The organism is Demequina maris, from assembly GCF_000971155.1.
In the GTDB taxonomy this organism is placed as follows: Bacteria; Actinomycetota; Actinomycetes; order Actinomycetales; family Demequinaceae; genus Demequina; species Demequina maris.
Genome location: NZ_BBLX01000012.1, coordinates 38614 through 52741 on the forward strand (window position 1 = coordinate 38614; position 14128 = coordinate 52741).

Sequence of the window (14128 nt, forward strand, 5' to 3'; positions counted from 1 at the left end):
TCTGCTAGGGTCCAAAGGTTGCTTCCGTACAAACGTGAGGATCTCCCGTTGTCCGCGCATGCCGCCACCCGGCCCGACCGCGCGTGGTCGTTCGCCCGGTTCCGCCGCTCCGAGAACACCGTGCTCATCGCCCTGGCCCTCGTCGTGGGCATCCTCGGCGGCTTCGGCGCGATCGCCTTCCGCTGGCTCGTCGAGACCGCGACCTGGATCTTCACCGGGCACGCGGACTACGCCGGCACCACCGGCCACCCCGCCCACCCGTGGCTGCCGTGGCTCGGCGGGTTCTTCGTGGTGCTCACCCCGGTCGTCGGCGGCCTCATCTACGGCCCGCTGGTGCAGCGCTTCGCCCGCGAGGCGCGCGGCCACGGCGTTCCCGAGGTGATGTACGCGATCCACCGCCGCGGCGGCCGGATCCCCGCGCGCGTCGCGTTCGTCAAGGCGCTCGCCTCGGCCGTCACCATCGGGTCGGGCGGCTCGGTGGGACGCGAGGGGCCCATCGTCCAGATCGGCTCCGCGCTGGGCTCGTCGCTCGCCCGCGCCGCCCGGCTCGACGAGAACGGCGTGCGCATGCTCGTGGCCTGCGGCGCCGCGGGCGGCATCGCGGCGACGTTCAACGCGCCGATCGCGGGCGTGTTCTTCGCCTTCGAGCTGCTGCTCGGCACGCTCGCCGCGCGCTCGATCGGCGCGATCGTCATCTCCGCCGTCACCGCATCGGTCATCGGGCGCGTGTTCCTGGGCGACGAGCCGTTCCTGGTGCTGCCCGAGTTCAGCGTCGGCCACCTGGGCGAGTACGGGCTCTACGTCGTCCTCGGCGTGCTCGCGGCGCTCGTCGGCGTGACCTTCACCCGGGTGCTCTACAAGATCGAGGACCTGTGCGACGCCGCGTGGCGCGGCCCCGAGTGGGCGCGCCCCGCGGTGGGCGGCCTGCTGCTCGGCCTGCTGCTGCTCGCGCTGCCGCAGATGTACGGCGTCGGCTACCCCGTGCTCGAAGGCGCGGTCATGGGCCGGTATGCGATCGGCTTCCTCGTGATCCTGCTCGTGGGCAAGATCGTCGCCACCTCGCTCACCATCGGCATCGGCGGCTCGGGCGGCGTGTTCGCGCCGTCGCTGTTCCTGGGCGCGATGCTCGGCGCAGCCTTCGGACAGGGGGCCGATGCGCTGATGCCGGGCCTCGACCTGGACCCAGGCGCGTACGCCGTGGTGGGCATGGCCGCGGTCTTCGCCGGCGCCTCACGCGCGCCCATCACGGCCGTGCTGATCATCTTCGAGCTCTCCGGCGAGTACACGATCATCCTGCCGCTCATGCTCGCCGTCGCCGTGTCGACCCTACTCTCGGGCCGGCTCTCGCACGACTCGATCTACACGCTGAAGCTGCGCCGCCGCGGCATCGACATCACGCGCCGCGCGGACACCCGCGTGCTCGCCGGATCGACGGTGAGCGACCTCATGTCCGCCGCTCCCCCGACCCTGCGCCGCGGACTGCCCGCCGCGGACGCGGTCGGAGCGCTCGTCGCCGCCCGCCGCCACACGCTCCCCGTGGTCGACCGCGACGGCGCCTATCTCGGGGTCGTCACGTCCTCGGCGGCCGCCGGCGCCGTCACGGGGGACGACGACGCCGCCGAGGTCATCGTGGGCCAGCTGCTCGAGCGCCGCCCCGGCGTCGCCCCCACCGACGCGCTGGACGACGTGCTCGAGGGCCTGCTCGACGACGAGGGCGCGGACGGCCTCGCGGTCGTCGAGGACGGCACGCTCGTCGGGTGGCTGCAGCAGGACGCGGTGCTGCGCCGCCTCGCGTCCGCGGCCGTGTGACGTGAGCGCGGGACGTCGGCGCCGGCCCGGGCGGTTGCTACCCTCGTCGTGATCGAAGGGACCCCCGCATGACGCTTCGCCTCCTGCCCGCCTGGACCGCCGCCGCCGTCGGCGCCGCGGTGGTGCTCGCCGGCTGCACGCCGCTGGCCTCGGACGCCGAGCCCAGCGCGGACGCGTCGTCGCTGACGGACCCGACCGTGTCCGCGGTCGCGACCGCGCCCGCGGGCACCCCCGACCCGTGCGACGTCATGACCCTCAAGACGCTCAACAAGATCGTCGGGCTCAAGATGGCGGACGGCGAGTTCAACTCGAGCCTGTCCTACGAGGGTCGCAACATCTGCGAGTGGCGCCCGCACAACGAGGAGCGCTCCGAGCCGCGCGTCCAGGTCGAGATCAACTGGGAGTACCCGGACGCGGCGCGTCACCGCGAGCTCGCCGAGGCGGTCTTCGGCAAGACCTTCACGGTGCAGAAGGAGATCAAGGGCGCCACGGACGCGTACGCGCTGCCGAGCCGCCGCACCATCGGCATGGGCGTCGACGAGTACTTCGTGAAGGTCTCCTACATCCAGCCCGGGCGCAAGGAGGGCAAGGCGATGACCCTCGCGATCGCGCGCGAGGTCGCCGCGAGCCTCAACCCGGAGGCCGCCGAGGGCTGATTTCGGCCTCCGCCGCATCGTCCGCTAGGGTCCCGGCAACACTCGGCGGGACGGGCCCCCAACCTTTTCGGCATCCTGTCGCGTCCTAGGGGCGATCTGGGGGTGACGATGACGCGTTGGGAGCCGATGCTCCTCGAGCTGGGGTCGCAGCGCCGCGGACGGCTGCTGTCGTTCGCGACGATGCTCGCGGGCCCGTCCGAGGCCGACGACCTGGTGCAGGACGCCGTGATCGCGGTGTTCTCCAAGCACCGCGGATTCGAGTCCGTCGCGCAGGCCGAGCAGTACGTACGCCGCGCGATCGCGACGCGCTTCATCGACGGGACGCGCAAGCGTGCGGCCGAGCGTGAGCGGATGCGCCGCACGGCCGTGCCCGAGGCGGTCGCCGACCACGCGGAGCGCGTCGCCACCGGCGAGGCGCTGGACGATGCGCTGGCCACCCTGGCGCCCCGGGTGCGGGCCTGCGTGGTGCTGAGGTTCGTCGAGGACATGTCGATCCGCGAGACCGCTCACGTGCTGGGCCTGTCGGAGGGCGCGGTCAAGCGCTACGTCTCGGACGGGCTCAAGGCGCTCAACACGACGCTCGGCACCCGGGAGGCGCTGGGCGAGGTCGAGGCGGCCCCCGTGACCGCGAACGGAGGTGCGCGATGAGCGAGCTGCGCGACATGTTCCACGAGCGCGACGCGCGCCTGGCGGCCTCGCTGCGCGACGCCGACGAGTTCGACGTCCCCGGCACCCGCACCGTGGTCAAGCGACGCCGGCGGGTCCGCGCCGCGGTCACGTCGGTGGCGTCCGTCCTCGTGGTCGCCGCGGTCGGCGCCGGCGCGTACGCGCTGGCCCCTGACCGTGCGCCCGCCCCCGTCGCGGTGACGCCGTCCGCCTCCGCGACGCCGACGCCGACCCCCTCGATCTCCACGTCGCCGACGGCGACGCCCAGCCCGGAGCCGACCTTCGACGACCCCGGCTTCGCGGGCACGGTCACCGAGTCCGAGCACCTGCCCTCGGCCGAGGCGATCACCCCCGAGGTGTGGGCCTCCGCCGGATCCGGCTGGAGCCTCGTCACGTACCAGGAGCGCTGGTACGACGGCGAGGACTGGCCGACCGGCCCTCAGGTCGTCTACCTGATCTCGCCCCACGGCGACCGCTACCAGCTGATCGAGCTGCCCGGCGACGTCGCCTACGAGGTCTACGGCTGGGAGCCGGGCGCGACCGCCGCGACCGCCGTGCGGACCTCGGGAGAGGGTCTCGCGCCCGAGGCCTTCTCGACCTTCGGGACGCTCGACCTGGTGACGGGCGCGTACTCCGACGGCACGGAGGACATCCCGGAGGGCCTGGGGTGGTGGAGCAGGCTCACGCTCGACGAGGCAGGCGCCCCCGTGTTCCGGGCCGGCTCGCTCGGCTTCGACTCGCCTTCCATGTACTTCACCCTCGACGGCGGCACCACCGCCGCATGGCCGCCCGCCGCGGACCTCCCGGTCGCGCTGTCGCAGGTCCAGAGCGACGGCGACTGGTGCCTCCTCCGCACCTCGTTCCCGGACGGGTCGCGAGCGTTCGACTGTGCGGACGGCGACCACACCAGCCTGCTGCGGCTCGACGCCGACGGTGGCACGACCGTGCTGCATTCGGGCTCCTACAACGAGAGCCTGGGAGCCACCGGCGCGGCGACCGTGGTCGGCGGCCACCTCGTCGTCGAGGCCGGGCAGGCCGGCTACGACTGGTGCCCCACCGGTCTCTACGAGCTCGACGGCGGGACCCTCACGGAGGTGCCCGGCACGGGCGACGAGGTCCACCCGGGCCCGAGCATCTGGCGCTTCGCCGGCTCGTCCGGTCCGGTGCTCTACACCGAGGTGACCGCCGGCTGCGGCGGCGACTCGAGCCCGCGCGTCCTCGTGGCGGCCGATCTCGACACCGGCGAATGGACCGAGCTCGTCCCGTTCCCGTCGGGGGGCATCGACATCGTCGACTCCGTCACCAGCGTCGTCGTAGTGCCGTAGCCGCCACGGCGACGCGAGGCCCCTGCCGCATCGTCCCCGCGGGCGCTACGGCGTGGGCGCCTGCGCGTCGTACTCGCGCCAGGCCCGCTGCGCGTGGGTGAGGATCGCGATCAGCGCGATGATCACGACGCCGCCGAGCAGCGGCGGGAACCACAGCGCCACGGCGGTCGCGAGGATGCCGGCGTAGAGGTCGCCGATGCGGGGCCCGCCCGTGACGACGACGATGAACACGCCCTGGAGGCGGCCGCGCATCTCGTCGGGCGCGGCCTGGATGATCATCGTCTGGCGGAAGATCGCGCTGACCTCGTCCGAGGCGCCCATGCCCGCCATGCACAGCGCCAGCACGATGAGCGTGGCCCAGTGGACGCCGCCCCAGCCCTCGGCAGGCTCGTGGCCGAGCGTGGTCGCGAGCAGCGCCGCCACCCCGAACAGCGCCGCGAACAGGCCGAACACCTGGATCGCGCGCGAGATCGCGACGCCGTGGCGGTGGACGCGGGCGACCGGGCCGGAGAACAGGCTCGTGAGCATCGTGCCCACCGCGCCGGCCGCCGTCAGCGCGCCGACGGTCAGCGAGCCGCCGCCGACCACGGTCGCGCCGAGCGCCGGGAACAGCACGTACGGGCGGCCGAACGTCATCGCGATGATGTCGACGACGAAGCTCATGCGTATGTTCGGGCTGCGCTTGAGGAACGAGAGCCCCTCCTTGAGCACGGGCCAGCCCGCCTCGACCTGCTCGCCCAGGCGCGGCAGCGACGGCAGCATCCAGATGCCGAGGAAGCCCGCGGTGAAGAGCACCGCGTCGATCGTGAAGGTCCACGGCAGGCCCACGCCGGCGGCGAGCACGCCCGCGAGCGCGGGGCCGATGGTGAGCATCGCGCCGAACGAGATGCCGTTGAGCGCGGTCGCCCGGCTGATCATCTCCGGCGGCAGGATGCGTCCCACCACGGAGCCGCGGGTGGCGTTCGAGATGGTCGACGCGACCGCGCTGAGGGTCGTCACCACGAAGAAGGGCCACACCGCGGCGTGCGTGCCGTCCGCCTGCAGGTGCTGGTCCCAGAAGGACAGGACCGCGAGCGCGATCGTCGACGCCCACGCCACCAGCGACGAGGCGATGAGGACCTTCCGGCGGTCGAAGACGTCCGCGATCATGCCGCCCCACAGGCCGGCGACGACCATCGGCAGCAGCGCGATGCCGCCCACCAGGCCGACCATGAACGTCGACTCCGTGATCTCGTAGATCTGCAGTCCCACCGCGACCTGCGTCATGAACGCGCCGATCCCGGAGATCGCGCCGCCGATCCACAACCGCGCGAACGCGGGGCTCGCCTTGAGCGGCGCGATGTCGACCAGGTGGCGGGACAGACCGCGGCGGGACGATGCGGGGGTGTCGGTCTCGGGCGCGGCGCCGGCGGGGTCCTGGGTCACCGAAGGATTCTAGGGCCGGGCGCGGACACCGTCAGTCGAGGCCCTTCTTGAGGAAGCGCGCGGTCGGCTCGTAGCCGAGCGCCTTGTAGAAGTCGACGGCACGCGACGTCGCCACGCAGACGTACGCCGCGCCCCAGTCGTGCGCGACCCCCTCGGCACGCTCCATGAGCGCGGCGCCGATCCCCTCGCCGCGACGTTCCGGGACCACGTACAGCTCCTCCACCACCGCCACGACGCCCCCGGCGAACAGCGCGGGCAGCCGGTGCACCACCACGTAGCCCACCGGCTCGAGCTCGTGCTCGGCGATGAGCACGCCCACGCCGAACTGGCCCACGAGAGCCGCGAGCGCCCCCGCGACCCCGTCGGCGTCGGGGGGCGAGGAGAGCGCCAGATCGGCGGCGAAGCCCGCGACGACGGGGGCGTCCTTGAAGGTCGCCGCCCGGATGCTGAGCGCCGCATCGGCCATGGTTCGACGCTAACCGACACGCGCATCGTCCACCGGATGCACCACCGCACGCGCACGTGACAGCGTCATGACACAATCGCGCCATGCCAGGTACCAACCTCACGCGCGCCGAGGCCGAGGCCCGCGCCGCCATCGTCGCGGTCGACACCTACACCGTCGCCCTCGACCTCACCACGTCGGACACCACCTTCCGTTCGACCTCCACCGTGCGCTTCACCGCAACCCCGGGCGAGAGCACCTTCATCGACCTCATCGCACCGCAGGTGCTGAGCATCACCCTCAACGGCGAGGAGCTCGACCCGGCGACGCACTTCGAGGACTCGCGCATCGCGCTGCCGGCGCTAGCGGCCGAGAACGAGCTGACCGTCGTCGCCGACTGCGCCTACATGAACACCGGCGAGGGCCTGCACCGCTTCGTCGACCCCGAGGACGGCGAGGTGTACCTCTACTCGCAGTTCGAGGTCGCCGACACGCGCCGCGTGTACGCCGTCTTCGAGCAGCCCGACCTCAAGGCGTCGTTCACGTTCACCGTGACGGCGCCCGAGCACTGGCACGTGCTGTCGAACTCGCCCTCCGCCAAGGAGGCCGCCGAGGGCTCGATCGACATCGCCGGCACCGCGCGCGGCATCGCGACCTGGAGCTTCTCCCCCACGACCCGCATCCCCTGCTACGTCACCGCGATCGTCGCGGGCCCGTACCACGAGGTCGAGGGCACCGTGGAGAGCCGCAAGGGCACGCTGAGCGCCAACGTGTACTGCCGCAAGGGCCTCGCGCCGTACCTCGACGCGGACGTCATCCTCGACGACACCCAGAAGGGCTTCGCCTTCTACGAGGAGAAGTTCGAGACGGACTACCCGTTCGAGAAGTACGACCAGATCTTCGTCCCCGAGTTCAACGCGGGCGCGATGGAGAACGCGGGCTGCGTCACGTTCCTCGAGGACTACGTGTTCCGCTCCAAGACCGCGCAGGCGCGCGTCGAGCGCCGCACCGTGACCGTGCTGCACGAGCTCGCGCACATGTGGTTCGGCGACCTCGTCACCATGAGGTGGTGGAACGACCTGTGGCTCAACGAGTCGTTCGCGGAGTTCGCGTCGACGCTCGCCACCGCCGAGGTCACCAAGTACCGCAACTCGTGGGTGACGTTCAACGCGCTCGAGAAGTCGTGGGCGTACCGCCAGGACCAGCTGCCCTCGACGCACCCGATCATGGCCGACATCAAGGACCTCGAGGACGTCGAGGTCAACTTCGACGGCATCACCTACGCCAAGGGCGCGTCCGTGCTGCGCCAGCTGGTCGCGTGGGTGGGCCAGGACGAGTTCTTCGCCGGCGTCGCCGAGTACATGCGCAAGCACCACCACGCCAACGCGACGCTCGACGACCTGCTCGTCGAGCTCGAGAAGGCGTCCGGCCGCGACCTGTCCGGCTGGTCCGACGTGTGGCTGCAGAAGGCCGGCGTCACCACGCTGCGCCCCGTCATCGAGACGGACGATGCGGGGGTCATCACGTCGTTCGCCGTCCGCCAGGAGGTCCCGGCCCAGTGGCCGACCCAGCGCCCGCATCGTCTCGCGATCGGCGGCTACGACGTCGTGGTGAACGAGGACGGCGACGAGGTCCTCGAGCGCGTCCTGCACGTCGAGACCGACATCGACGGCGAGCTCTCGCCGATCGACGAGCTCATCGGCAAGCAGCGTCCCGCGCTGATCCTGGTCAACGACGGCGACCTCGCGTATGCCAAGGTCCGCCTCGACGAGGACTCGCTCGCGGCGGCGGTCGAGCACGTCTCGAAGTTCACGGACCCGCTGGCCCGCTCGATGGTGCTCGCGGCGGCGTGGGACATGACCCGCGACGCCGAGATGCCGGCCCGCCAGTACATCGACCTGGTGCTGAAGAACATCGGCGGCGAGACCGAGTCGACCACCGTGCTGGTGCTGCTGCGCCAGCTCGCGACCACGATCTCGCTGTACGTCCACCCGTCGCACACCGACGAGGTGCAGGCGGCGACCGCGCGCGAGATCTGGCGCCTCATGGTCGCGTGCGAGCCCGGCTCGGACAGCCAGCTCCAGTTCGTGAAGGCGTTCGCGTCGCTCGCGTGCGTCGACTCGATGTACGACACGGTGCAGGCGCTGATCGACGGGAAGATCCAGATCGACGGCCTCACCATCGACACGGACCTCACCTGGGACCTGCTCATCGCGCTGGTCGCGGGCGGCCGCGCGGGCGAGGTCGCGATCGAGCTCCAGCTGTCGAAGGACGCGACGGCGTCGGGCCAGCGCCGCGCCGCGCACGCCCGAGCCGCGATCGCGACGCCCGAGGCCAAGCGGGCCGCGTTCGACGCGCTCATCAACGCGGAGAAGGACCTGCCGAACGCGCTGCAGTACGAGACCATCGCGGGCTTCAACCACGTCCACGACCTCGACCTGCTGGTCCCGTTCGTCGACGAGTACTTCGACGCGCTGCGCCGGATCTACTCGACCAAGACGAACGAGATCGCCGCGAACCTCATCGAGGGCCTGTACCCCGTCGAGCTCGCGGGCCGCGTCCCGGACCTCCAGGACAAGGCGTTCGCGTGGCTCGAGGCGAACGCGGATGCGCACGACGCGCTCAAGCGCCTCATCAGCGAGGGCAAGGACGGCGTGCGCCGCGCGCTCAAGGCGCAGGCGGCGGACCTGGCCTACTAGCCCCCGCCTCCCTCCTGCGGGGAGACGACGGACGGTTTCCGGACATCCGTGACTCCTGCGGGGAGCTCACCGACGGCCGCATCCCTCTCTGGGGTGCGGCCGTCGGTGCGTCCCGGCCACGCGCATGCCGTCGCCCAGTTCCCCGCAGAAGTCCGAGACCTCCCATAACCGTCGCTGAGCTCCCCGCGGCGGGGCGAGGGCTGCGGCGAGGTCCCCCGAGGCGCGGACAGGGCCCCGGCACTGCCAGACTTAAGGCATGCCAGGTCTGAACCTCACCAAGCAGGAGGCCGCGGAGCGCTACGCGATCGTGCAGCGCGCCCGCTACTCCGTCTCGCTCGACTTCACCGCCGAGGGCGACACCTTCCGCTCCGACACCACGGTCGAGTTCGCCGCCGTCCCGGGCGAGTCCACGTTCATCGAGGCCGTCGCGCCGCGCATCGACCTGATCGAGCTCAACGGCGAGACGCTCGACCCCGCCGCCCACGTGGACGGCCGCATCGAGCTGACGGACCTCGCGGAGCACAACGTCGTGCGGATCGCGGGCGACTTCGGCTACCGCAACGACGGCCAGGGCATCCACCGCTTCGTCGACCCCGCCGACGGCGAGGTGTACCTCTACAGCCAGTTCGCCGCGAACGACACCCGCGCGGCCTTCGCGTGCTTCGACCAGCCCGACATCAAGGGCGAGTTCTCGTTCTCGGTCGTCGTGCCCGACCACTGGATGGTCGTCTCCAACTCCCCCACCCCCGAGCCGGCCTACGTCGAGGGCGCCACCACCGTCGGCGGGTCCGAGCACGGCCTCGCGCGCTGGACCTTCGGCCGCACCGTGCCGATCCCCTCGTACGTCGCCGCGATCGTCGCCGGCCCGTACGCGTACCACGAGGGCGTGCTCCACAGCGCGAAGGGCGACCTGCCCGCCCGCGTCTACGGCCGCCCGTCGCTCGAGCAGCACTTCGACGGCGACCGCGTCCTCGCGGACACGCAGGCCGGCCTCGAGCTGTACGAGCGCGTGTTCCGCACCGAGTACCCCTACGAGAAGTACGACCAGGTCTACGTGCCCCAGTACAACCTGGGCGCGATGGAGAACGTCGGCTGCGTCACCATCTCCGAGGACCGCCTGCTGTTCCGCGGCCGCCCCACCGCCGCCGAGCAGGAGTTCCGCACCGTGGTGGTGCTGCACGAGCTCGCGCACATGTGGTTCGGCAACCTCGTCACGATGAAGTGGTGGGACGACCTGTGGCTCAACGAGTCGTTCGCGGAGTTCGTGGGCACGTGGGCCGCCGCGGAGATCTCGGAGTGGAAGGACGCGTGGGTGACCTTCGCGGCCAACCGCAAGTCCGTCGCGTACGTCCAGGACCAGCTGCCCACCACGCACGCGATCGTCACCGAGGTGGCCGACACCGAGGCCACGGTCTCGGCCTTCGACATGATCACGTACGCCAAGGGCGCCTCCGCGCTGCGCCAGCTCGCGCAGTACGTGGGCGAGGACGCGTTCTTCGGCGGCGTCGCCTCGTACCTCCAGCGCTACCACCACGGCAACGCGACCCTCGCGGAGTTCCTCGCCGAGGTCGAGGAGGCCGCCGACCGCCCGCTCGACGAGTGGGCGCGCGTGTGGCTCGAGACGCCCGGCGTCACCACCCTGCGGGCCGTGCTCGCGACCGACGACGACGGCAACCTCACCCGCCTCGCCGTCGACGAGGACGTCCCCGCGGAGCACCCGGTGCCCCGCCCGCACGGCGTGGAGATCGCGGGCTACGTGCTGCGCGACGGCACGCTCGACCGCGAGTGGTCCGTGGCGGCGACGGTGGGCGGCGAGCTCATCGAGATCCCGGAGGCCGTGGGCCGCCCGCGCCCCGACCTCCTGCTCGTCAACGACCGCGACCTCACCTACGCGAAGCTGCACCTCGACGACGTGTCGCTCGCGACCCTCGAGGCGCACATCGACGCGATCGCCGACCCGATGGTGCAGGCGACCGTGCTGGACGCGCTGTGGCACATGACGCGCGACGGCTCGCTGCCCGCCCAGCGCTACATCGACGCGGTGCTCACGCTGCTGCCGCACGTGCACAACTCCGCGACCGCCGAGTCGCACGTCGCCGTCATGATCGTGGCGCTGCGCCGCTACCTGGCCCCCGAGCTCGTCGCTGAGATCACCGAGGCGGCGGCGGAGCGGCTGTGGACCGCCCTCGCGGCGGCGGAGCACGGCTCCGACATCCAGCTGCAGCTCCTCAAGGGATACGCGCAGCTCGCGTCGACCACGGAGCAGGCGCTGCGGCTGCGCGCGCTCGTCGAGGACACCGCGGAGATCCCGGGCGTCGAGATCGACTCCGACCTCACGTGGGACCTGCTCGCCGGCCTCGCGGCCGCGGGCGGGATCGGCGTCGAGGAGATCGACCACTACGCGTCGATGGACGTCTCCGCCGCCGGCCAGCGCCGCGCCGCGGGCGTGCGCGCCTCCGTCGCGACCGTCGAGGCCAAGCAGGCCGCATGGGACGCGCTCGTGCGCCCGGCGGACGGCCCGGCGATCAACGCCGTGCAGTTCGAGCTCGCCGCGGGCCTCGCCCGCGCGGTCGACCCGGGCCTGCTCGCGCCGCTGCTCGACGACCTGCTCGGCTCGCTGCGCCGCTACTACGACGCGAACGCCGGCTTCGTGGGCGTCCGCGTCGCCCGCCTGACGCTGCCCATCCAGCTGACGGGACGCGTCGACGGCCTCGCCGACCGCCTCGAGCACTGGCTCACGGACCACGCGGACGCGCCCAGCGTGCTGCGCAAGGCCGTCGTCGAGGCGCTCGACCACGTGCGCCGCGCGCAGGTGGCGCAGACCGTGAGCCGGATGGCGATCCCCCGCTGACGTGCGCAGGGACGATGCGGCGACCGCCGCATCGTCCCACGTGACGGGGCGCTAGCCCCGGGCCTGCTTGACGGCCCGGAAGAGGCGCCGCACGCGCGGGTGCTCGAACAGGTCGTCGAGCAGCACGGGGACCCCGTTGCCGTCCGTCACGGGCACGCACCAGTTGGGGTACTCCGTGTCCGTGCCGGGCATGTTCTGGGCGCGCCTGTCGCCCACCGCGTCGGTGACCGCGATGCCCGACAGCACCGCGGGGCTGTCGAGGATCCACCGGTGGAGGCCCGCGATGAGGTCCTCCTCGTTGTAGTCCCCGAGGATCCAGCCGCGCTCGAGCATGATGTCGATGAACGCCTGGCGCTCGCGCTCGGCCTCCGCCTGCGCGTCCTCGATGCTGCCGCCGCCGAGCATCCCGAGCTCCGCGCGCAGGCGCACGTGCTCGCCGGCGAGGTACGCGCCGGTGGGCGGGAGGTCGTGCGTGGTGACGGCCGCGAGGGTGTCCGCGCGGTAGTGCTCGGGCAGGCGCGGGGCTCCGTCGTCGTGCCGCTCGAACCACGTGATGGACGTGCCGAGGAGCCCGCGCTCGTGCAGGTACTCGCGCACCCACGGCTCGACGGTGCCGAGGTCCTCGCCGATCACGATCGCCCCGGCACGCTCGGCCTCGAGCGCGATGATGCCGATGAGCGCCTCGTGGTCGACGTACACGTAGACGCCGTCGACCGGGATGTGCCCCTCCGGCACCCACCACTGGCGGAACATGCCGAGCACGTGGTCGATCCGCAGCGCGCCCGCGTTGCGGATCGCGGCTCGGACCATGTCGCGGAACGGAAGGTAGGCGGCCGCCTCGAGCGCGCGCGGCTGCCACGGCGGGATCGACCAGTTCTGGCCGAGCGCGTTGTAGAAGTCCGGCGGCGCGCCCATGCTCTGGCCCTGCGCGAGCACGCGCTGGTACGACCAGGCGTCCGCGCCCTCGGGGTGGACGCCCACCGCGAGGTCGATCATCACGCCGATGCTCATGCCGGCGCGCTTCGCGGTCGCCTGCGCGTTCGCGAGCTGCTCCTCGCAGATCCACTGGAGCCACGCGTAGTAGAGGACGCGGTCGGCGTGCTCGTCGCGCCAGCGCGCCACGGCGGGCGAGGCGGGCGAGTCGAACTCGTCGGGCCACGGCAGGCCCTTGTGCGCCTCGGCGATCGCGCACCAGGTCGCGAAGTCCTCGAGCGCCGCGCCCTCGCGCAGGCAGAACGCCTCGAACAGCGCCTCGCGGCCGGCCGAGCGCGGTGCGAGGAACACCTCCTCGAGCGCGGCCGACTTGAGGCGCCAGATCGAGTTGCGGTCGAGCAGCTCGTCGGTGTCGTTGGTGCGCTGCGGGCGCTCCGCCTCCCACGCGAGCAGCGCGCGCTGCTGCGACGGCAGGTACGCGACCTCGGGGATGTCCTCGACGCGGATGTACAGCGGCGACATGTAGCGCTTCGAGGTCGGCAGGTACGGCGAGTTCGAGATCGGGGACACCGGCTCGGTCGCGTGCAGCGGGTTGATGAGCACGAAGTCGGCCTCCGCGCGCGACTTCCCGAGCGCGCACAGGTCGGCGAGGTCGGCGAGGTCGCCGATGCCCCACGAGCGCTCGGAGCGCAGCGAGTACAGCTGCACCGTGAGCCCCCAGGGACGATGCGCGCGGACGTCGTCGCGCATCGTCACGCGGGCCGGCGTCACCACCACGTAGCCGCGGCCGCGGCGGCCCGTCGTCTCGGCCTCGATCACGTGCCAGCCGAGCGGCAGGTCGCCGGGCACCTCGAAGGTCGCGCGGCCGAGGGTCTGCAGGCCCACCTTCCGCGGCGGGACCCAGCGGTCGAGCTGCGCGAGGTCGCGGCTCTCGCCGGACTCGAGCCGCAGGCTCACCGAGGCGGGGTCGCCGTCGACGACGTGGACGGGGATCTCGCGGCTCTCACCGGCGCGCAGCACCGTGACGGGCGGCACGAGCCTCGACCATTCCTGGTCCTCGAGGGCCTCGAGCGCGCGTTCGCACGCGAGGTCCGACGAGGCGTCGAGCCCCATCGAGGTGAGGGCGGCACGGATCGCCGCGGCGGAGCACTGGACCTGGGTTCCGTCGATCGCGAAGTACTCGACGGAGACGCCGCAGGCGCGCGCAAGCGCGACGAGGGCCTCCGACGGAGCCTCACGCTCGACCTCGGGCGCATCGATCACGTGTCAATCCTGCCAGATGCGAGGGTGTATAGGGGCGGCGGCGCGCGCTCGCTACT

At 72.2% G+C, this 14128-nt stretch carries 9 protein-coding genes; 6 read left to right on the plus strand and 3 right to left on the minus strand.

Translation table 11 applies throughout. From position 1 onward, the window contains the following. The first annotated feature begins 48 nt into the window (after positions 1-48). From AOM02_RS12270 to AOM02_RS12285, 4 genes are all read left to right on the plus strand, one after another. Positions 49-1809, plus strand: a complete 1761-nt coding sequence (locus AOM02_RS12270) for a chloride channel protein (RefSeq protein WP_228373847.1) — start codon at positions 49-51, stop codon at positions 1807-1809. Positions 1810-1877: 68 nt separating this feature from the next. Continuing rightward, positions 1878-2465 (plus strand): hypothetical protein, encoded by a 588-nt coding sequence (locus AOM02_RS12275; RefSeq protein WP_062299613.1) that lies wholly within the window; start codon positions 1878-1880, stop codon positions 2463-2465. A gap of 108 nt (positions 2466-2573) precedes the next feature. Further along, the gene (locus AOM02_RS12280; protein WP_082099623.1) at positions 2574-3113 is read left to right on the plus strand and encodes an RNA polymerase sigma factor; all 540 of its coding nucleotides are present in this window, start codon (positions 2574-2576) and stop codon (positions 3111-3113) included. Then, positions 3110-4456 (plus strand): hypothetical protein, encoded by a 1347-nt coding sequence (locus AOM02_RS12285; protein ID WP_062299617.1) that lies wholly within the window; start codon positions 3110-3112, stop codon positions 4454-4456. Before AOM02_RS12280 ends, AOM02_RS12285 begins: the two co-directional genes overlap by 4 nt. A gap of 45 nt (positions 4457-4501) precedes the next feature. Here AOM02_RS12285 and AOM02_RS12290 read toward each other — a convergent pair whose 3' ends face one another. Together AOM02_RS12290 and AOM02_RS12295 are read right to left on the minus strand one after the other, a co-directional pair. Beyond that, positions 4502-5881: an MFS transporter gene (locus AOM02_RS12290; protein WP_082105086.1), complete on the minus strand. Its 1380-nt coding sequence runs from the start codon at positions 5879-5881 to the stop codon at positions 4502-4504. 31 nt (positions 5882-5912) lie between these two features. Further along, positions 5913-6347, minus strand: coding sequence for a GNAT family N-acetyltransferase (locus AOM02_RS12295; RefSeq protein ID WP_062299619.1), 435 nt, complete (start codon positions 6345-6347; stop codon positions 5913-5915). An 83-nt stretch (positions 6348-6430) separates the two neighbouring features. Here AOM02_RS12295 and pepN (AOM02_RS12300) point away from each other — a divergent pair, with 83 nt between their 5' ends. Both pepN (AOM02_RS12300) and pepN (AOM02_RS12305) read left to right on the plus strand, forming a co-directional pair. Further along, positions 6431-9025: an aminopeptidase N gene (gene pepN, locus AOM02_RS12300; RefSeq protein WP_062299622.1), complete on the plus strand. Its 2595-nt coding sequence runs from the start codon at positions 6431-6433 to the stop codon at positions 9023-9025. 256 nt (positions 9026-9281) lie between these two features. Further along, positions 9282-11876, plus strand: coding sequence for an aminopeptidase N (gene pepN, locus AOM02_RS12305; protein WP_062299625.1), 2595 nt, complete (start codon positions 9282-9284; stop codon positions 11874-11876). Positions 11877-11927: 51 nt separating this feature from the next. On the opposite strand, the gene malQ is transcribed toward pepN (AOM02_RS12305), so the two are convergent. Further along, positions 11928-14072, minus strand: coding sequence for a 4-alpha-glucanotransferase (malQ, locus tag AOM02_RS12310; RefSeq protein WP_062299627.1), 2145 nt, complete (start codon positions 14070-14072; stop codon positions 11928-11930). Positions 14073-14128 lie beyond the last annotated feature (56 nt).